16 protein-coding genes, 1 rRNA gene and 1 pseudogene are annotated in these 18,805 nt (G+C 73.6%); 15 read left to right on the top strand and 3 right to left on the bottom strand.

Annotated features, from left to right (window positions below):
* From rrf to ACLQ2N_RS30845, 3 genes and pseudogenes are all read left to right on the top strand, one after another.
* Positions 1 to 73: ribosomal RNA gene (rrf, locus tag ACLQ2N_RS30855) — 5S ribosomal RNA — on the top strand; the annotation flags it as partial.
* Positions 74 to 223: 150 nt separating this feature from the next.
* Positions 224 to 1,072, top strand: a pseudogene (locus ACLQ2N_RS30850) (hypothetical protein); the annotation flags it as partial.
* Positions 1,073 to 1,282: 210 nt separating this feature from the next.
* Positions 1,283 to 1,975, top strand: a complete 693-nt coding sequence (locus tag ACLQ2N_RS30845; protein ID WP_425818194.1) for a tetratricopeptide repeat protein — start codon at positions 1,283 to 1,285, stop codon at positions 1,973 to 1,975.
* Positions 1,976 to 2,024: 49 nt separating this feature from the next.
* Here the strand turns inward: ACLQ2N_RS30845 and ACLQ2N_RS30840 are convergent, their stop codons facing one another.
* Positions 2,025 to 3,305: a DUF1015 family protein gene (locus tag ACLQ2N_RS30840; RefSeq protein WP_425818167.1), complete on the bottom strand. Its 1,281-nt coding sequence runs from the start codon at positions 3,303 to 3,305 to the stop codon at positions 2,025 to 2,027.
* 72 nt (positions 3,306 to 3,377) lie between these two features.
* Between ACLQ2N_RS30840 and ACLQ2N_RS30835 the strand changes: the two genes are divergently transcribed.
* The 4 genes from ACLQ2N_RS30835 (at position 3,378) to ACLQ2N_RS30820 (ending at position 7,473) form a co-directional block, all read left to right on the top strand.
* Positions 3,378 to 4,406, top strand: coding sequence for an HAD-IIA family hydrolase (locus tag ACLQ2N_RS30835; protein ID WP_425818165.1), 1,029 nt, complete (start codon positions 3,378 to 3,380; stop codon positions 4,404 to 4,406).
* 150 nt (positions 4,407 to 4,556) lie between these two features.
* The gene (locus ACLQ2N_RS30830) at positions 4,557 to 5,516 is read left to right on the top strand and encodes a FecCD family ABC transporter permease (protein ID WP_425818192.1); all 960 of its coding nucleotides are present in this window, start codon (positions 4,557 to 4,559) and stop codon (positions 5,514 to 5,516) included.
* Positions 5,513 to 6,586 (top strand): FecCD family ABC transporter permease, encoded by a 1,074-nt coding sequence (locus ACLQ2N_RS30825; RefSeq protein ID WP_425818163.1) that lies wholly within the window; start codon positions 5,513 to 5,515, stop codon positions 6,584 to 6,586. The genes ACLQ2N_RS30830 and ACLQ2N_RS30825 overlap by 4 nt, the downstream gene beginning before the upstream one ends.
* A 65-nt stretch (positions 6,587 to 6,651) precedes the next feature.
* Complete coding sequence (locus tag ACLQ2N_RS30820) at positions 6,652 to 7,473, top strand: ABC transporter ATP-binding protein (RefSeq protein WP_425818161.1); 822 nt, start codon at positions 6,652 to 6,654, stop codon at positions 7,471 to 7,473.
* A gap of 36 nt (positions 7,474 to 7,509) precedes the next feature.
* On the opposite strand, the gene ACLQ2N_RS30815 is transcribed toward ACLQ2N_RS30820, so the two are convergent.
* On the bottom strand, positions 7,510 to 7,857 hold the full coding sequence (locus ACLQ2N_RS30815) for an SCP2 sterol-binding domain-containing protein (protein WP_026171585.1): 348 nt from the start codon (positions 7,855 to 7,857) through the stop codon (positions 7,510 to 7,512).
* 54 nt (positions 7,858 to 7,911) lie between these two features.
* Between ACLQ2N_RS30815 and ACLQ2N_RS30810 the strand changes: the two genes are divergently transcribed.
* From ACLQ2N_RS30810 to ACLQ2N_RS30785, 6 genes are all read left to right on the top strand, one after another.
* On the top strand, positions 7,912 to 8,184 hold the full coding sequence (locus ACLQ2N_RS30810; protein WP_425818190.1) for a hypothetical protein: 273 nt from the start codon (positions 7,912 to 7,914) through the stop codon (positions 8,182 to 8,184).
* A 7-nt stretch (positions 8,185 to 8,191) separates the two neighbouring features.
* Positions 8,192 to 9,007 (top strand): TlyA family RNA methyltransferase, encoded by an 816-nt coding sequence (locus ACLQ2N_RS30805; protein WP_425818159.1) that lies wholly within the window; start codon positions 8,192 to 8,194, stop codon positions 9,005 to 9,007.
* Positions 9,004 to 9,909, top strand: a complete 906-nt coding sequence (locus ACLQ2N_RS30800) for an NAD kinase (protein WP_425818157.1) — start codon at positions 9,004 to 9,006, stop codon at positions 9,907 to 9,909. Before ACLQ2N_RS30805 ends, ACLQ2N_RS30800 begins: the two co-directional genes overlap by 4 nt.
* Positions 9,910 to 9,984: 75 nt before the next feature.
* Positions 9,985 to 11,730 carry a DNA repair protein RecN gene (gene recN, locus ACLQ2N_RS30795; protein ID WP_425818155.1) on the top strand — a complete coding sequence of 582 codons (1,746 nt, stop codon included), beginning with the start codon at positions 9,985 to 9,987 and terminating at the stop codon, positions 11,728 to 11,730.
* A 223-nt stretch (positions 11,731 to 11,953) separates the two neighbouring features.
* A complete protein-coding gene (locus ACLQ2N_RS30790; protein ID WP_425818153.1) occupies positions 11,954 to 13,039 on the top strand; it encodes a glycosyltransferase family 4 protein in 1,086 nt (361 codons plus the stop codon).
* Positions 13,040 to 13,095: 56 nt separating this feature from the next.
* Positions 13,096 to 14,022 carry a sulfurtransferase gene (locus ACLQ2N_RS30785; protein WP_425818151.1) on the top strand — a complete coding sequence of 309 codons (927 nt, stop codon included), beginning with the start codon at positions 13,096 to 13,098 and terminating at the stop codon, positions 14,020 to 14,022.
* Between the two features lie 72 nt (positions 14,023 to 14,094).
* Here ACLQ2N_RS30785 and ACLQ2N_RS30780 read toward each other — a convergent pair whose 3' ends face one another.
* Positions 14,095 to 15,897 (bottom strand): glycoside hydrolase family 15 protein, encoded by a 1,803-nt coding sequence (locus ACLQ2N_RS30780; protein ID WP_425818188.1) that lies wholly within the window; start codon positions 15,895 to 15,897, stop codon positions 14,095 to 14,097.
* Positions 15,898 to 16,299: 402 nt separating this feature from the next.
* On the opposite strand from ACLQ2N_RS30780, the gene ACLQ2N_RS30775 reads away from it, so the two are divergent.
* Positions 16,300 to 17,970 (top strand): CTP synthase, encoded by a 1,671-nt coding sequence (locus ACLQ2N_RS30775; protein WP_425818149.1) that lies wholly within the window; start codon positions 16,300 to 16,302, stop codon positions 17,968 to 17,970.
* 91 nt (positions 17,971 to 18,061) lie between these two features.
* Entirely contained in the window at positions 18,062 to 18,688 is a 627-nt protein-coding gene (locus ACLQ2N_RS30770) for an NUDIX domain-containing protein (protein WP_425818147.1), read from the top strand.
* Positions 18,689 to 18,805 lie beyond the last annotated feature (117 nt).

The following is an 18,805-nucleotide window of genomic DNA, read 5'->3' as shown; positions in this document are numbered from 1 at the left end:
CCCGGAAGCTAAGCCTTTCAGCGCCGATGGTACTGCAGGGGGGACCCTGTGGGAGAGTAGGACGCCGCCGAACAATTTTTGAAGGACCCTTGGTCCCAGCGTTCAGCGCTGGGACCAAGGGTCCTTTTGTTTTGCCCGAAGCGCGTCGGGTGTCCGGCTGCGCAAGAATGTCTGTAGTACCCCGATGACAGGAGCTCCACCCATGTCCACCAACTCTCCCGACGATCGTTCGGAGCGCGAGCCGCGTCGCCGGGACGGCGGTGACCGGGGCGGCTTCGGCGGCGGTCGCGACGACCGCTCGCGGGGTCCGCGCCAGGACAACGACCGCGGTGGATACCGCCGCGACGACCGTCCCTCCGGGGGCGGCTTCCGCCGCGACGACCGCGACCGGGATCGTGGACCGCGCCGGGACGATCGCCCCTCCGGCGGTGGTTTCCGCCGTGACGACCGGGGTGGTTCCACTGGTGGCGGCTTCCGGCGCGATGACCGTGGTGGCGGCTACGACAACCGTGGTGGTGGGTTCCGTCGCGACGACCGTGCCCCGCGTCGGGACGATGACCGTGGTGGCCGGCCGGGTGGCTATGAGCGCCGTGACGACCGACCTCGTGGCCCCCGCCGGGATGACGACAACCGTGGCGGTGGCTTCCGTCGCGACGACCGCCCCTCCGGTGGCGGGTTCCGCCGCGACGACCGTGCCCCGCGTCGGGACGACGACCGTGGTGGGTTCCGGCGCGATGACCGTGCCCCGCGTCGGGACGACGACCGTGGTGGGTTCCGGCGCGATGACCGTGCCCCGCGTCGCGATGACGACCGTGGTGGGTTCCGGCGGGACGACCGTGCCCCGCGTCGGGACGACGACCGTGGCGGGTTCCGTCGCGACGACCGTGGGGGCAATTCCGGTGGCGGGTTCCGCCGCGACGACCGTGCGCCGCGTCGGGACGACGATCGTGGCGGGTTCCGTCGCGACGACCGTGCGCCGCGTCGGGACGACGACCGTGGCGGGTTCCGCCGCGATGACAGCCGTCCGGCCGGGGGCGGGTTCCGCCGTGACGACCGTGACCGTGGCCCCCGCCGCGACGACACCCGGGGTGGCGGCGGCTACCGCGGCCAGCGGGACGACCGCCGCGATGACCGGGGCGGCTACCGGGGCCGCGACGACCGAGGCGGGCGGCAGGGCGGTTACGAGCGTCGCGACGACCGTGACCGCGAGCCCATCAAGCGGCTGCCCATCCCGGACGAGGTCACCGGTCACGAGATCGATCCCGACGTCCGCCAGGAGCTGCTGAGCCTCCCCAAGACGCTGGCCGAGGACGTCGCGCGGAACCTGGTCATGGTGGCCCGGCTCATCGATGAGGACCCCGAGCAGGCGTACGCGTACTCGCGCATCGCCCTCCGGCTCGCCTCGCGCGTCGCCGCCGTCCGCGAGGCCGCCGGTTTCGCCGCCTACGCGACCCAGAAGTACGCGGAGGCGCTGGCGGAGTTCCGGGCGGCCCGGCGGATGACCGGTTCCGTGGAGCTGTGGCCGGTCATGGCCGACTGCGAGCGCGGTCTCGGGCGGCCCGAGAAGGCCATGGCGATGGCCGGTGAGCCCGAGGTTCAGAAGCTGGACAAGGCCGGCCAGGTCGAGATGCGTCTCGTGGCCGCCGGAGCCCGGCGGGACATGGGGCAGCTCGACGCCGCCATCGTCACCCTGCAGAGCCCCGAGCTGGCCTCGAACGCCGTGCACCCGTGGACCCCGCGCCTGCGCTACGCGTACGCGGACGCGCTGCTCGAAGCCGGCCGTGAGGACGAGGCGCGCGAGTGGTTCGGCAAGGCGCTGGAGGCCGACAAGGACGGCGCCACCGACGCGTCCGACCGCCTCGCCGAGCTGGACGGCGTCGAGTTCGTGGACGCCCTGGACGACGACGAGGACGAGCCCGTCGCCTCCGACGCGGACCGGGACGACGCCGACGAGGACGGCAACGCCCAGGCGTAACGCATGAGAAGAGGGCGGCACCCCGAGCGGGTGCCGCCCTCTTTCGCGTTCAGCCCAGGTTCAGGCTGCGCAGGACCAGGCCCGTCGCCGGTTTCGGGCCGAACGACGTCGACTTGCGGGGCATGGTGACGCCCTCGCGGGCCAGGTCCCGGACGAGCTCCTCGCGGACCGGATGCATCAGCACCGCCGTGGAGCCGTTCCGCTCGGCCTGTTCCACCGCGGCGGCGGTGTCGTGGATGTACGCGATGTGCGCCGGGTCGTCCGGGATGTGCCACACCCGGTCGAGGAGCGCCGAGTGCAGGACCGTCGCGTCGAGGTTGCGCCAGGCGGTCGGGCGGTCCGCCGGGACCGTGCGGGCCAGCAGCGCCTCGTCCGGGCGGTCGACCAGATGGAACGCGCCGTCGCCCGCGAGCAGGAAGGCGTTGCCCTCGGCAGCCGCCCCGGCCAGGGCCTCCATCGCGTCGGGAAGCGGTCCCGCCACCTCCCGTATCCGGAACAGGCCGGCCAGCGCGGCCAGCGCGTCCGCGACGGGCAGTCCGTGCAGCAGGCGGTGGATGGCGCGGACCCGGAGTGGGTGGCGGGCGGTGTCCACCAGGAGCACCAGGCCGTAGTCCCAGGGGCCCGGGTCCGTGTGCTCCCGCTGGAGCCTCAGATAGGTGGCCCAGCGGTGGTGGCCGTCCGCGATCAGGGCCTGGCGCCCGGCCAGGTCCGCCTGGATCTCCGCGCGTTCGGCGGGATCGGTGACCGCCCACAGCCGGTGGCGGAAGCCGTCCTCCGTCGTCGTGCAGAGCAGCGGCTCCCGCCCGACGGTCCGCTCGACCACCGCGGCTGCCCCCGCCGCCGTGCCCCCGTCACCCCGGTACGTCAGCAGCAGCGGTTCCAGATGGGCGGCGGTGGCGCGCATCAGGTCGGCCCGGTCCTCGACCACATGCGCCATGACGTCCTCGTGCGGCAGCACCACGCCGTCGGCCGGCCCCGAGAGGGCGAGGGCGCCGATGACGCCCCGTTGCAGGATCTCGTCGTCGCGCTGCTCGTACACGTACAGGGCGGGCTCGGCGTCCGGCGCGAGGACGCCCTCCGCGAGCCAGTCGTCCAGGGTGGCGGCGGCCCGGGCGTTGCGGGCGGCGACCGTGCCGGCCTGCGGCAGGATCAGCCGGACGATGTTGTGCGGATCCGCCGACTCCAGGTGCAGCAGTCCGTCGGGCCGCACGACCACGTCGTACGGGGGAGAGGTCACCGCGGCGAGGCTGCCGACCTGCTCGGGGACGTACCGCAGCCCACGGAACGGAAGCAGACGCAGTCCCTGGTCCGCCGTGCCTGGTGTGTTCATCCACGCATCGTATGTGGGGGTGGAGGGATGCGCGATGATCGGGGGAGAAGCAGTCGATGAGGAGCGCGGAACATGAGCGGGACGAGCAGGACCAGGCCGAGCGGCAGCAGCACCGCGCTGAGTGAGGCGTACGACACGGCGCTGCTCGACCTCGACGGTGTCGTGTACGCGGGCGGGCTGGCGATCGACCACGCGGTCGAGGCGCTCGGCGCGGCGCGGGACGGCGGGATGCACCTGGCGTACGTCACCAACAACGCGCTGCGCACCCCGGACGCGGTGGCCGGGCACCTGACCGAGCTGGGCGTCCCGGCCGAGCCCACCGACGTGATCACCTCGGCGCAGGCCGTGGCCCGGCTGGTCGCCGACCAGCTGCCCACCGGGGCCCGCGTCCTGGTCGTCGGCGGCGAGGGACTGCGCGTCGCGCTGCGGGAACGCGGCCTCGAACCCGTCGAGTCCGCCGACGACGACCCGGCCGCGGTGGTCCAGGGATACGGCGGGCCCGACCTGGCGTGGGGCCGGTTCGCGGAGGCGTCGTACGCGATCAACCGCGGCCTGCCGTGGTTCGCGTCCAACACGGACCTGACGATCCCTGGCGCCCGGGGCATCGCGCCGGGCAACGGGGCAGCCGTCGAGGTCGTCCGGATCGCGACCGGCGCCGAGCCGCAGGTCGCGGGGAAGCCGCTGCCGCCGATGCACCGCGAGACGGTGCTGCGGACCGGGGCCGAACGGCCGCTGGTGGTCGGGGACCGGCTGGACACGGACATCGAGGGGGCGTTCAACGGGGGTGTCGACTCGCTGCTCGTGCTGACCGGGGTGACCGACGCGGCGCAGCTGGTGACCGCCGTTCCCGAGCACCGGCCGACGTACATCGACGCGGACCTGCGCGGGCTGCTCACCGGACAGCCCGAGGTGACGGAGGACGGCGGGGGATTCCGCTGCGGCGGCTGGACGGCCTCCGCCGGGGGCGGCGCGCTCGCGCTGGAGGGTGGCGGTGACGCGCTCGACGGGCTGCGGGCGCTGTGCGCGGCGGCCTGGTCGCACGCCGGGGACGGGGCCTGTGACCTGGACGCGGAGAAGGCCGTGGCCCGGCTCGGGCTGTGAGGACGGGCCCGGAGCCCAGAAGGCTGGGTAGGCTAACCTAACCGGGTGTTGGTTGAAAGCCCCCCGGATTCCAGTTCCGGCCCGATAGCCGCGCCGGACCAGGCCGCCGCTCCCCGCAGGCGTCACGCGGCGAGAGCGGCGGGGCTCCTGGTGGCCGTGGCCGTCCTCGCGCTGGTGTGTCTCGCGTCCCTCGGGATCGGCGCCAAGGCGCTGCCGCTCTCCGGCGTGTGGCACGGCCTGTTCCACTACGCGGGCAGCGGCGACGACGTCCTCGTGCGCGAGGTCCGCGTCCCCCGTACCGTGCTGGGCCTCCTCGTGGGTGCCGCGCTGGGCCTCGCCGGGGCGGTGATGCAGGCGCTGACCCGTAATCCGCTCGCCGAGCCCGGCATCCTCGGCGTCAACGCGGGGGCCTCGGCCGCCGTCGTCTCCGCGATCAGCTTCTTCGGCGTGACCTCGCTGACCGGCTATGTGTGGTTCGCCTTCGCCGGCGCCGCGCTCGTGTCCCTCGCCGTGTACTTCCTCGGCGGAAGCCGGTCCTCGACGCCGGTCCGGCTCGCGCTCGCCGGGACGGCCGTCACCGCCGCGCTCTACGGATACGTCAACGCCGTACAGCTGCTGGACTCGGCGGCCCTGGACCGGCTGCGGTTCTGGATGGTCGGCTCGCTGGCCTCCGCGAACACGGAGACGGTCGGCAAGGTGTGGCCGTTCATCGCGGCGGGTGTCCTGCTGACCGCGTTCATCGCGCGCCCGCTCAACGCCCTGGAGATGGGCGACGACACCGCCCGGGCGCTGGGCGCGAACCTGACCAGGACCCGGGTGCTCGCGATGCTCGCCGTGACCCTGCTGTGCGGGGCGGCGACCGCCGCCTGCGGGCCCATCGTCTTCATCGGGCTGATGATCCCGCACCTGGTGCGCACCCTCACCGGCCCCGACCAGCGATGGATCCTGCCCTACGCGGCGGTGCTCTCCCCGGTGCTGCTGCTCGGCGCCGACGTGGTCGGCCGGGTCGTCGCCCGGCCCTCGGAGCTCCAGGTCGGCATCGTCACCGCGTTCATCGGCGGGCCCGTCTTCATCTACCTCGTACGACGCAAGAGGATGTCCCAGCTGTGAAGGCCACGACCACGAAGGAGACGGCACCCGCCGTCCGCCCGGCACGGGCCGTGCGGACGGCCGGCGGGTACTCGTTCCGCATGAACGTGCGGGCGGCCCTGGTCGTCCTGCTCCTGGCCCTCGTCGCGGCGGGCGCCGCCGTCGTCCTCATCGGCAGCGGCGACTTCTCGATGACGCCCGGCGAGGTCCTGACCACGCTCTTCGGCCACGGCACCTTCCAGCAGGAGTTCATCGTCCGGGACCTGCGGCTGCCCCGGGTCCTCGTCGGACTCCTCGTCGGCGGTGCGCTCGGTGCCGGGGGCGCCGTCTTCCAGACCATCTCGCGCAACCCGCTCGGCAGCCCCGACGTGCTCGGCTTCGGGCAGGGCGCCACGGTCGGCGCGCTCACCGTGATCGTCCTCTTCGGGGGCGACGCGAACGAGGTCGCGGCCGGCGCGGTCGTCGGCGGCCTGCTGACCGGTCTCGCCGTCTACCTGCTGGCGTGGAAGCGCGGGGTGCACGGCTTCCGGCTCGTCCTGGTGGGGATCGGGGCGGCGGCCATGCTGACCGCCGCCACCCAGTACCTGATCACCAAGGCGAACCTGGTCGACGCCACGCGTGCCGTCGTCTGGATGACCGGCTCGCTCGACGGCCGCGACTGGGCGCAGGTCTGGCCGCTGCTGGCCGTCTGCGCGGTGCTGCTCCCGCTGGTGTACGGGCACGGGCCGGCCCTGCGCGTCATGGAGATGGGCGACGACGCCGCGTACGCCCTCGGGGTGCGCGTGGAACGCACCCGACTCCTCCTCATGGGCGCCGCCGTGCTGCTCGTCGCCGTCGCCACGGCCGCCGCCGGGCCGATCGCCTTCGTCTCGCTGAGCGCCCCGCAACTGGCGCGCCGGCTGACCCGCTCCACCGGCCCGAACCTGGTGGCCGCGACGTTCATGGGCGCGGCGCTCCTGCTCGTCGCCGACTGGATCGCGCTCGACGCGTTCGGCGACCGCCAGCTGCCGGTGGGGGTGGTCACCGGGGTGCTCGGCGGCTGCTATCTGGTGTGGCTCCTGGTGACCGAGCGCAAGGCGGGGCGCATATGAGACCCCGTACCACCGCCCCTCTTCCACCGTCCGACAGCCGACCGTCCGACCCCCGGAGTACGACCATGCAGCGCCTCACCGCGGCCTCGGTGACCCTTGGATACGACCAGCGGGTCATCGCGGAGAACCTTTCGGTCGAGATACCCGACCACTCGTTCACCGTGATCGTCGGCCCCAACGCCTGCGGCAAGTCGACGCTGCTGCGGGCGCTCTCCCGGATGCTGAGGCCGAGCCGGGGCCAGGTGCTCCTCGACGGGCGGTCGATCCACGGGCTGCCGGCGAAGAAGGTCGCCAAGACGCTGGGCCTGCTGCCGCAGTCCTCGATCGCGCCGGAGGGCATCACGGTCGCGGACCTCGTGGCGCGCGGGCGGTACCCGCACCAGGGGCTGCTGCGGCAGTGGTCGCCCGAGGACGAGCGGGTCGTCCAGGAGTCGATGGAGGCGACGGGCGTCGGTGAGCTGGCCGATCGCTATGTCGACGAACTGTCCGGCGGTCAGCGTCAGCGGGTCTGGATCGCGATGGCCCTCGCCCAGCAGACGCCGCTGCTGCTGCTGGACGAGCCGACGACGTACCTCGACATCCAGCACCAGATCGATGTGCTGGACCTGTGCGCCGAGCTGCACGAGACGCAGGGGCGGACGCTGGTGGCCGTCCTGCACGACCTGAACCACGCGGCGCGGTACGCCACGCATCTGATCGCGATGCGCGGCGGGGAGATCGTCGCGGAGGGGGCACCGGGGGAGATCGTCACCGCGGAGCTGGTGGAGCGGGTGTTCGGGCTGCGGTGCCAGGTGATCTCCGACCCGGAGACCGGGACGCCCCTCGTCGTACCCGCCGCGCGGGCGCGCGGGGCCGAGAAGACGTCCTCGATCGCCGGACGGGCTTGAACGTGCCGGCCTCGGTTCGCACGCGGGGCCTGCTCGCTACAGCAGCGACTTCAGTTTCAGGAGGTCTCTGAAGCCCGCCTCCAGGCGGACCCGGCCAGAGGCCCACGCCTTGGCGAAGTTCAGGTCGCCGTCGACCATGGCGACCAGGTCGTCGCCGGTCATCGCGAGGCGGATCTCGGCCTTTTCGCGGGGTGGGCCCTCCAGCGTGTCCAGGACCCGGATGCGGCCGCCGGACAGGCGGCCGGTGAACGTGATGTCCAGGTCCCGGATGTGGCAGCTCAGCGAGCGGTCCAGGTCGGCGGCGCGCCGCACGTCGCCGTCGGCCCCCGCGAGGTTGTCGGAAAGTCTGTCGAGTGCGCTGCGGCACTCCGCCATGGTCGCCATCGTGATCGACGGTACCCCAGCGCTTCGCGGTAGCGTTTCCGCATGAGCGACCCGATGCCCGACCCCGAGACGGACGCCCCGCCGGAACCGGCCGAGCCCGCGGGACCCGCGCCCCTCGGAGTCGTACGGACGCCCACCGGCGACGCCGAGGTGGACGGCCTGCTGGAACGGCTGGCCGACGCCGACCACCTCGCGGCGGACGGGCACACCGAGGTGTACGAGGATGTACACCGGGGCCTGCGCGAGGCGCTGAGCGCGCTGGACGCCGGGCCCGCCCCCGCACCGGGACCACCCGTACCGGTGCCCCCGTACAACCACAGGAGCTGAACCGAACGTGGCAGGAGTCGCCCGTCGCCGTCTCGACGCCGAGCTGGTACGCCGCAAGCTGGCCCGCTCGCGCGAGCACGCCAGCCAGCTGATCGCGGCGGGCCGGGTGACCGTCGGCGGCAACACCGCGACCAAACCGGCCACCCAGGTCGAGACCAGCGCCGCCGTCGTCGTCACCAAGGACGACAGCGACCCCGAGTACGTCTCGCGCGGCGGCCACAAGCTGGCCGGCGCCCTCGCCGCCTTCGTGCCGCTCGGTCTCGGGGTCGAGGGCCGGCGGGCACTGGACGCGGGGGCCTCGACCGGCGGGTTCACCGATGTGCTGCTGCGCGCCGGGGTCGCCCAGGTGGTGGCCGTGGACGTCGGCTACGGGCAGCTCGCCTGGTCGCTCCAGTCCGACGAGCGCGTCGTCGTCAAGGACCGCACCAACGTCCGGGAACTGACGCTGGAGGCCATCGACGGCGAGCCGGTCGACCTGGTGGTGGGCGACCTGTCGTTCATCCCGCTCGGACTCGTGATGCCGGCCCTGATCCGCTGCACGGCCCCCGGCGCCGACCTGGTCCTCATGGTCAAGCCGCAGTTCGAGGTCGGCAAGGAACGGCTCGGCAGCGGCGGCGTGGTGCGCGACCCCGAACTGCGCGCCGAGGCGGTGCGGGAAGTGGCCCGCCGGGCGTGGGCGCTGGGCCTGGGGGTGCGGGGCGTGACCGCGAGCCCGCTGCCGGGGCCCTCCGGGAACGTCGAGTACTTTCTGTGGCTGCGGGCCGGGGCACCGGAACTGGATCCCGCGGATGTCGACCGTGCAGTGGCGGAGGGGCCTCGTTGACGACGAATGCGGCACGTACAGTCTTTCTTCTCGCGCACACCGGCCGCCCGGCCGCGATCCGCAGCGCGGAGCTCGTCGTGGAGGGGCTGCTGCGCCACGGCCTGGGGGTGCGGGTCCTCGCCACCGAGGCGGCCGACCTGCCCCTGCCTCCGTCCGTGGAGACCGTCACGGATGCCACGCCCGAGGTGCTCAACGGCTGTGAGCTGCTGATCGTCCTCGGCGGCGACGGGACGCTGCTGCGCGGCGCCGAACTCTCCCGCGCCTCCGGCGTGCCCATGCTCGGCGTCAACCTCGGCCGGGTCGGTTTCCTCGCCGAGGCCGAGCGCGACGACCTCGACAAGGTGGTCGACCGGGTCGTCACCCGGGCGTACACGGTCGAGGAGCGCATGACGATCGACGTCCTGGTGCACAGCAACGGGGACGTCGTCCACACCGACTGGGCGCTCAACGAGGCGGCCGTGCAGAAGGTGTCGCCCGAGCGGATGCTCGAAGTCGTCCTGGAGATCGACGGCCGCCCGGTGACCGGGTTCGGCTGCGACGGCATCGTGTGCGCGACGCCCACCGGCTCCACCGCGTACGCCTTCTCGGCCGGCGGGCCCGTCGTCTGGCCGGAGGTCGAGGCGCTGCTGCTGGTCCCGATCAGCGCCCACGCCCTGTTCGCCAAGCCGCTCGTGACCTCGCCCCGGTCGGTGCTCGCCGTCGAGGTCCAGCCGCACACCCCGCACGGGGTGCTGTGGTGCGACGGACGCAGGACCGTCGAGCTGCCCTCCGGGGCGCGGGTCGAGGTGCGGCGCGGTGCCGTGCCCGTCCGGCTGGCCCGGCTGCACCAGGCGTCGTTCACGGACCGCCTCGTCGCCAAGTTCGCGCTGCCGGTGTCGGGGTGGCGGGGCGCGCCCCACTGATCCCGGACGGGGCGCCACGATCCGGGGGCCGGGCCGTGGCCCGTGTGCGCGCGGGCGGTGAAACCTCGTATGGTCATGTCCGTGTTGGAGGAGATGCGGATACGGTCGCTCGGGGTCATCGACGACGCGGTGGTGGAGCTGTCACCCGGCTTCACCGCGGTGACGGGTGAGACCGGCGCCGGCAAGACCATGGTCGTCACCAGCCTGGGGCTGCTGCTCGGCGGGCGCGCCGACCCCGCCCTGGTGCGGATCGGCGCCAAGGCCGCGGTGGTCGAGGGCCGGATCACGGTGGCCGACGGCGACGCGGTGGCCCTGCGCGCCGAGGAGGCCGGAGCCGAGATCGAGGACGGTGCGCTGCTCATCAGCCGCACCGTCTCCGCCGAAGGGCGCTCCCGGGCGCACCTCGGCGGCAGATCCGTGCCCGTGGGCGTGCTGTCCGAGCTGGCCGACGAACTCGTTGCCGTGCACGGCCAGACCGATCAGCAGGGCCTCCTCAAGCCCGCCCGGCAGCGCCAGGCCCTCGACCGGTACGCGGGCGACGGCGTCGCCGTGCCGCTCGCCAAGTACGCGGCGGCCTACCGGCGGCTGAGGGACGTGGCGGCGGAGCTGGACGAGCTGACGACGCGCGCCCGCGAACGCGCCCAGGAGGCCGACCTGCTGCGCTTCGGCCTCGACGAGATCGCCGCCGTCGAACCCCTGGCCGGCGAGGACATCGAGCTGGCCGCCGAGGCCCAGCGGCTCGGCCACGCCGACGCGCTCGCCTCCGCCGCCGCCCTCGCGCACACCGCGCTGGCCGGCAACCCGGAGGACCCGGAGGCCCTGGACGCCACGACCGTGGTGGCCGCCGCCCGGCAGGCCCTCGACGGGGTGCGCGCGCACGACCCGGCGCTCGCCTCGCTCGCCGACCGGGTCGGCGAGATCTCCATCCTGCTCGCGGACGTCTCCGGCGAACTGTCCGGTTACGCGGACCAGCTCGACGCCGACCCGTTGCGGCTCGCCGCCGTCGAGGAGCGGCGCGCCGCCCTCACCGCCCTCACCCGCAAGTACGGGGAGGACATCACCGCCGTGCTCGCCTGGGCGCAGGAGGGCGCGGCCCGGCTCACCGAGCTGGAGGGCGACGACGACCGGATCGGTGAGCTGACCGCCGAGCGGGACGCCCTGCGCGCCGAGCTCTCGGGGCTCGGGCAGGCGCTGACCGACGCCCGGACGGCGGCCGCCGCGTCCTTCGCGGAGGCGGTGACCGAGGAGCTGGCGTCCCTGGCCATGCCGCACGCCCGGGTGTCCTTCGACATCCGGCAGACCGAGGCGGCGGACGAGGCGTCCGGCATCGGGATCGGCGGGCGGAACGTGGCGTACGGCCCGTCCGGCGCGGACGAGGTGGAACTGCTGCTGGCCCCGCACCCCGGCGCCCAGCCCCGGCCGATCGCCAAGGGCGCGTCGGGCGGTGAGCTGTCCCGGGTGATGCTCGCGGTCGAGGTGGTCTTCGCGGGCTCCGACCCCGTGCCCACGTACCTCTTCGACGAGGTCGACGCGGGCGTCGGCGGCAAGGCGGCCGTCGAGGTCGGGCGGCGGCTCGCGAAGCTGGCGAAGTCCGCCCAGGTCGTCGTCGTCACGCACCTGCCCCAGGTGGCCGCGTTCGCGGACCGGCAGCTGCTGGTCGAGAAGACCGTGGACGGCTCGGTGACCAGCAGCGGGGTGACCGTCCTGGAGGGCGAGGACCGGGTACGGGAGCTGTCCCGGATGCTGGCCGGCCAGGAGGACTCCGAGACGGCCCGCGCCCACGCCGAGGAACTGCTCGCCACGGCCCGCGCGGACGGGTAGCACGTCCGGACCGGGGCGCGCCCGGCGCGTGCCCCGGCTCTCGCCTCCGCCGTACGGGTGTCGTGGCGCCGTACACGCTTTCACCCGTGCGAGTGGTGTCGGCCGTCCGATTTGTTGTGGTGAGCCCCGGAGTAACGGTTCCGTCGTGCCGGAACGTGCGTACGGACTGGCATCCTTGGCCGTGTTCGTACCCCCGACTCGGGAGCCCCGGGAGCCAATCGACGTGTCACAGCTGCGCACGGTCCAGGTCCTCGGCGGCGGCAGTGCCGGCAGCAGTACGCACGCCGGCTCGCTGGCCGCCGGACTCGTCGCCCGGGGAGTGCGGGTGACCGTCTGCGCGCCGGCCGGGCTGGACCGCGCCCACGACTTCGCCGCCACCGGCGCCCACTTCGCGCCCGTGCCCCGGCGCAGCGACCCGGCGGCCGTCGCCGCCCTGCGCGCCGCCTGCGCCGACGCGGACGTCGTCCACGCGCACGGACTGCACGCCGCCGTGCGGGCGGCCCTGGCGATCGGCCGCCGGCCCGTCCCCCTGGTCGTCACCTGGCACACCCGGGCCCACGCCGAGGGGGCCCGCCGCCGGCTGCTGCACCTCCTGGAGCGAAGGGCGGTGCGCGCGGCGGCCGTGGTGCTCGCCACCTCCTCCGACCTGGTCGACCGGGCGCGTGCCCGGGGCGCCCGCGACGCCCGGCTCGCGCCCGTCGCCGCCCCTCGGGCGCTGCGTCCGGCCGGGCCGCCCGGCGACAAGCTCCGCGCCGAACTCGGGGCGGTGGAAAGGCCGCTGGTCGTGGCGCTCGGCAGTCTCGTACCGCATCACGGCTACGGCACCCTGCTCGACGCGGCGGCCGTGTGGCGCCTGCTCGACCCCGTGCCGCTGGTGGCCGTCGTCGGCGAGGGGCGGGAGCGGGCGGCCCTGCGGCGGCGGATCACGGCCGAGGGTCTGCCCGTCGAACTGCTCGGCGACCGGTCCGACGCCGCCACGCTCCTGGCCGCCGCCGACGTGGCGGTCCTGCCCAGCCGGTGGGAGTCCCGCTCGACCACCGCCCAGCAGGCGCTGCGGTCCGGGGTGCCCCTGGTCGCCACGGCGGTCGGCGGCACGCCCGAACTGGTGGGGGACGCCGCCGTCCTCGTGCCGTACGCGGACGCCGAGGCGCTGGCCGTCGAGGTGGCCCGGCTGCTCGGGGATCCGGCCGAGCGGGACCGGCTGGCCGCCGAGGGCCTGCGGCAGGCGGCGAGCTGGCCGACCGAGGACGACACGGTGGCCCAGGTGCTCGCGGTCTACGACGAGCTGGCCCGGCCGTCGGCCCGTTGACAGTCCTCCGACCGGCTGCGATCTTGACCATCGGACCGGGCAGCTGAGGAGGGCGTGTGGGCGGGGAAACGCAGGCTTGCGGGGACGAGGGAACGGCCGTCGGCGCGTTGCCCGGACCCCTTGTCTCCACGGACTGGCTCGCCGCGCGCCTCGGCGCCCCCGGGCTGCTGGTGCTCGACGCGTCGGTCGGCGCTCCCGGGCCGGTGCTCGACGCGTCGGCCCGCGCGCGCCGGGAGAGCGGGCGGCGGATCGAGGGCGCCGGAGTCTTCGACATCGACGGCGCGCTCTCCGACCACACGGGCCCGCTGCCCCACACCATGCCGGGCGCCGCCCGGTTCACCGAGGAGATGCGGGCGCTCGGCCTGAACGACACGGACACCGTGGTCGTGTACGACGCCACCGGCATCTACTCCAGCGCCCGGGCCTGGTGGATGCTCCGGGCCATGGGCTTCGACCGGGCCGCCGTCCTCGACGGGGGTCTGCCCGCCTGGACCGCCGCCGGACTGCCCGTCACCGAGGGCACGCCCGAACCGGCCGCCGCACGCGGGGACTTCACGGCCCGGCCCCGGCCCGGGCTCCTCGTCGGTGCCGACGAGGTGGCGCAGGCGCTGGCCGATCCGGAGGCGGCGGTGCTCGACGCCAGGACCCGGGGGCGGTTCGAGGGCACGGAGCCGGAGCCGCGGACCGGGCTGCGCGGCGGCCATATGCCGGGGGCCGTCAGCCTGCCGTTCGGCCGGCTCCAGGACGAGGGCCGGATGCGGGCGCCCGACGAGCTGCGCGCCGCGTTCGCCGGTGCGGCCGGTGACCGCGGACGGCTGTACTTCAGCTGCGGGTCCGGGGTGACCGCCTGTGTCCTCGCGCTGGGGGCCGAGCTGGCCGGATACCGGGACCTGACCGTGTACGACGGATCGTGGAGCGAGTGGGGGCTGGCCCCGGCGGACCCGGCGGACCCGGCGGTCCGGCCCGTCGTGACGGGCCCGTAGAAGCGCGGATACGGCTCCGCCCGGCCACCGGGATCCGGCAGCCGGGCGGGGAGAAGACGCGGACCGAGGGCGTCAGCCCACGTACGCCCCGCTCGCCGTCAGGCGCAGGGCCGTGTCGATCAGCGGGACGTGGCTGAACGCCTGCGGGAAGTTGCCCACCTGGCGCTGGAGCCGGGCGTCCCACTCCTCGGCCAGCAGGCCCAGGTCGTTGCGGAGGGACAGCAGCCGCTCGAAGAGCCGGCGGGCCTCGTCGACCCGGCCGATCATCGCGAGGTCGTCCGCCAGCCAGAACGAGCAGGCCAGGAACGCGCCCTCGTCGCCCTCCAGGCCGTCCACGCCCGCGTCGTCGCCGGCGGTCGGGTAACGCAGGACGAAGCCGTCCTCCGTGGACAGCTCCCGCTGGATCGCCTCGATGGTGCCGATGACCCGCTTGTCGTCGGGGGGCAGGAAGCCCATCTGCGGGATCAGCAGCAGGGAGGCGTCCAGCTCCTTCGACCCGTACGACTGGGTGAAGGTGTTGCGCTCGGGGTCGTAACCCCGCTCGCAGACATCGCGGTGGATCTCGTCGCGCAGCTCGTGCAGCCGCTCGACCGGGCCCTCCGCGTCGCCGGACTCGATGAGCTTGATGGTGCGGTCGACCGCGACCCAGGCCATCACCTTGGAGTGCACGAAGTGGCGGCGCGGCCCGCGCACCTCCCAGATGCCCTCGTCCGGCTCGGTCCAGTGCTTCTCCAGGTACTCGATCAGCTTGAGCTGGAGCCCGGTGGCGTAGTCGTTGCGGGCCAGGCCCGTCATGTGCGCCAGGTGCAGCGCCTCGGTGACCTCGCCGTACACATCCAGCTGGAGCTGGCCGGCCGCGCCGTTGCCGACGCGGACCGGGGCGGAGCCCTCGTAGCCCGGCAGCCACTCCAGCTCCGCCTCGCCCAGCTCCCGCTCGCCCGCGATCCCGTACATGATCTGCAGGTTCTCCGGGTCGCCGGCCACCGCGCGCAGCAGCCACTCGCGCCAGGCGCGGGCCTCCTCGCGGTAGCCGGTGCGCAGCAGCGAGGAGAGGGTGATCGCGGCGTCGCGCAGCCAGGTGTAGCGGTAGTCCCAGTTGCGGGAGCCGCCGATGTCCTCGGGCAGCGAGGTGGTCGGCGCGGCGACGATGCCGCCGGTCGGCGCGTACGTCAGGGCCTTCAGGGTGATCAGCGAGCGGACCACGGCCTCGCGGTAGGGCCCGTGGTACGTGCACTGCTCCACCCACTCGCGCCAGAAGTCCGCGGTCGCCTCCAGCGAGCCGTCGGGGTCCGGGAGCGCGGGCGGCTCGTGGTGCGAGGGCTGCCAGCTGATCGTGAACGCGATCCGGTCACCGGGGGCGACCGTGAAGTCGGAGTACGTCGTCAGATTCTCGCCGTAGGTGTCGGCGGGCGTGTCCAGCCACACCGAGTCCGGGCCCGCGACGGCGACCGTACGCGCGTCCACCTTGTGCACCCAGGGAGTGACGCGGCCGTAGCTGAACCGCATGCGCAGCTCCGAGCGCATCGGCACCCGGCCGCTGACGCCCTCCACGATCCGGATGAGCTGCGGCGCGCCGTCGCGCGGCGGCATGAAGTCGGTCACTCTGACCGTGCCGCGCGGCGTGTCCCACTCCGACTCGAGGATGAGGGAGTCCCCGCGGTAGCGGCGGCGGTCGGCCGCGGGCGGCTCCGCGCCCTCGGGGCGGGCCGGGCCCAGTCGCCAGAAGCCGTGTTCCTCGGTGCCCAGAAGGCCCGCGAAAACGGCGTGTGAATCGAAGCGGGGCAGGCACAGCCAGTCGGCTGTACCGTCCCGGCAGACCAGGGCGGCGGTCTGCATGTCTCCGATGAGTGCGTAATCCTCGATGCGCCCGGCCACGTGCATCTCCAGTCGAACGGCCATGTCGCCCCGTGGGGCGCTTACTGCGGGTCAAGAGGTTGTCGCAAGGGGTTGTTGTGGGGGGACCTGCGAACTTGCGGCCTCGCCCGAGCGAGTGTCCGAGCAGGATACGACGCACACGGGTGATCCGCGCGACCCTCTTGACAACCGGACTGCGCCGATCGAGTGGGATGCGAGTGGCATATGCGATGCGCGCCGCGCTCGTGCGCCGGTGGCCGGAAGCAGTCCCTCTCCGGCGCTGATACCCTGGTAGCCCGTGGACGGTGGTCGTCGGCGAGAGCAGACGAGGCCCCCGAACCGCAGCGACGGCATCTCCGGAATCTCCGGACGGCAACGCCGGCACGCACCTCATGATCGCGACCACGGGAGCCCCCTTTGGCTATGCAGCCCACATCCACGACGACCAAGCACATCTTCGTCACCGGGGGTGTCGCCTCTTCCCTCGGCAAGGGTCTGACTGCCTCCAGCCTCGGCGCCCTGCTCAAGGCGCGCGGTCTCCGGGTCACCATGCAGAAGCTCGACCCGTACCTGAACGTCGACCCGGGCACGATGAACCCGTTCCAGCACGGCGAGGTCTTCGTGACCAACGACGGTGCGGAGACGGACCTCGACATCGGCCACTACGAGCGCTTCCTCGACGTGGACCTCGACGGCTCGGCCAACGTCACCACCGGCCAGGTCTACTCGCAGGTCATCGCCAAGGAGCGGCGCGGCGAGTACCTCGGCGACACGGTGCAGGTCATCCCGCACATCACCAACGAGATCAAGCACCGCATCCGCCGGATGGCCACCGACGACGTCGACGTGGTCATCACCGAGGTCGGCGGGACCGTCGGCGACATCGAGTCGCTGCCGTTCCTGGAGACCGTCCGCCAGGTCCGTCACGAGGTCGGCCGGGACAACGTCTTCGTCGTGCACATCTCGCTGCTGCCCTACATCGGCCCCTCCGGTGAGCTGAAGACCAAGCCCACCCAGCACTCCGTGGCGGCCCTGCGCAACATCGGTATCCAGCCGGACGCCATCGTGCTGCGCGCCGACCGCGACGTGCCGACCGCCATCAAGCGCAAGATCTCCCTGATGTGCGACGTGGACGAGGCGGCCGTGGTCGCCTGCGTGGACGCCAAGTCGATCTACGACATCCCCAAGGTGCTGCACACCGAGGGCCTGGACGCCTACGTCGTGCGCAAGCTGGACCTGCCGTTCCGGGACGTCGACTGGACCACCTGGGACGACCTGCTGGACCGCGTCCACAACCCCGACCACGAGGTCACCGTCGCCCTGGTCGGCAAGTACATCGACCTGCCCGACGCCTACCTCTCGGTCACCGAGGCCATCCGGGCCGGCGGCTTCGCCAACAAGGCCCGGGTCAAGGTCGAGTGGGTCGCCTCCGACGACTGCAAGACCCCGGCCGGCGCGCAGAAGGCCCTCGCCGGTGTGGACGCGATCTGCATCCCCGGCGGCTTCGGCGAGCGCGGCGTGGTCGGCAAGGTCGGCGCGATCCGGTACGCCCGCGAGAACAAGGTGCCCCTGCTCGGCCTCTGCCTCGGCCTCCAGTGCATCGTGATCGAGGCGGCCCGCAACCTCGCCGACATCCCCGACGCCAACTCCACCGAGTTCGACGCCGCGACCGGCCACCCGGTCATCTCGACCATGGAGGAGCAGCTCGCGTACGTCGAGGGCGCCGGTGACCTGGGCGGCACCATGCGGCTCGGCCTGTACCCGGCGAAGCTCGCCGAGGGTTCGCTGGTCCGCGAGGCGTACGACGACCAGCCGTACGTGGAGGAGCGCCACCGCCACCGCTACGAGGTCAACAACGCCTACCGCGCCGAGCTGGAGAAGAAGGCCGGCCTGGTCTTCTCGGGCACCTCCCCGGACAACAAGCTGGTCGAGTACGTCGAGTACCCGCGCGAGGTCCACCCGTACCTCGTCGCCACCCAGGCGCACCCGGAGCTGCGCTCCCGGCCCACCCGCCCGCACCCGCTCTTCGCCGGCCTGGTGAAGGCGGCCGTCGCCCGCAAGACGGGCGCCGCCCAGGGCGAGCAGGGCAAGTAGGCGGTACCTCCGCAGGCGTTACGGTTGACCGGGGCGCGCGTCCGAGCAGGGACGCGGGCCCCGGTCACCGTTTTTTCGTGGGAGGACGCAGATGGGTTTCCAGGACACGCCCGAGGAATGGCGGGTCACCGAGAGCGCGACCCCGTTCCGGGGGAAGAAGACCAGCGTCCGCGCCGACGACGTCGAGATGCCCGACGGTACGGTCGCCCACCGCGACTACCAGGTGCACCCCGGCTCGGTCGCCGTGCTCGCGCTGGACGACGAGGGCCGCGTCCTCGTCCTGCGCCAGTACCGCCACCCGGTCCGCCACAAGCTGTGGGAGATCCCGGCCGGGCTGCTCGACGTACCCGGTGAGAACCCGCTGCACGCCGCCCAGCGCGAGCTGTACGAGGAGGCGCACGTCAAGGCCGAGGACTGGCGGGTGCTCACCGACATCTACACCTCGCCCGGCGGCTCCGACGAGGCCGTACGGATCTTCCTCGCCCGGGACGTCTCCGAGGCGGACGGCGAGCGCTTCGAGGTCGCCGAGGAGGAGGCCGACATGGAGCTGGCCCGGGTGCCGCTCCAGGACCTCGTGCGCAAGGTGCTCGCCGGCGACCTGCACAACAGCTGCCTGGTCGTGGGCGTGCTCTCGCTCACCGCGGCCCTCGCGGGTGACGGCGTCGACGCGCTGCGCCCCGCCGACGCGCCCTGGCCGGCCCGCCCCTTCGACGCCTGACGGCGCCCGCCCGTTCGGCGCCTGACGGGCCGTCCGAAACCCTGCCGGGCGGTCGATGGGAGCGCCCCGCACGGTCACTCCCACGCATCCCCCGATCGTAAGAAATGCTGATCCGAT

Source organism: Streptomyces sp. DT224 (assembly GCF_049844595.1).
Lineage (GTDB): Bacteria > Actinomycetota > Actinomycetes > Streptomycetales > Streptomycetaceae > Streptomyces.
Note: the sequence above shows the minus strand (reverse complement) of the source record. Positions and strands in the feature narration are given on the sequence as shown.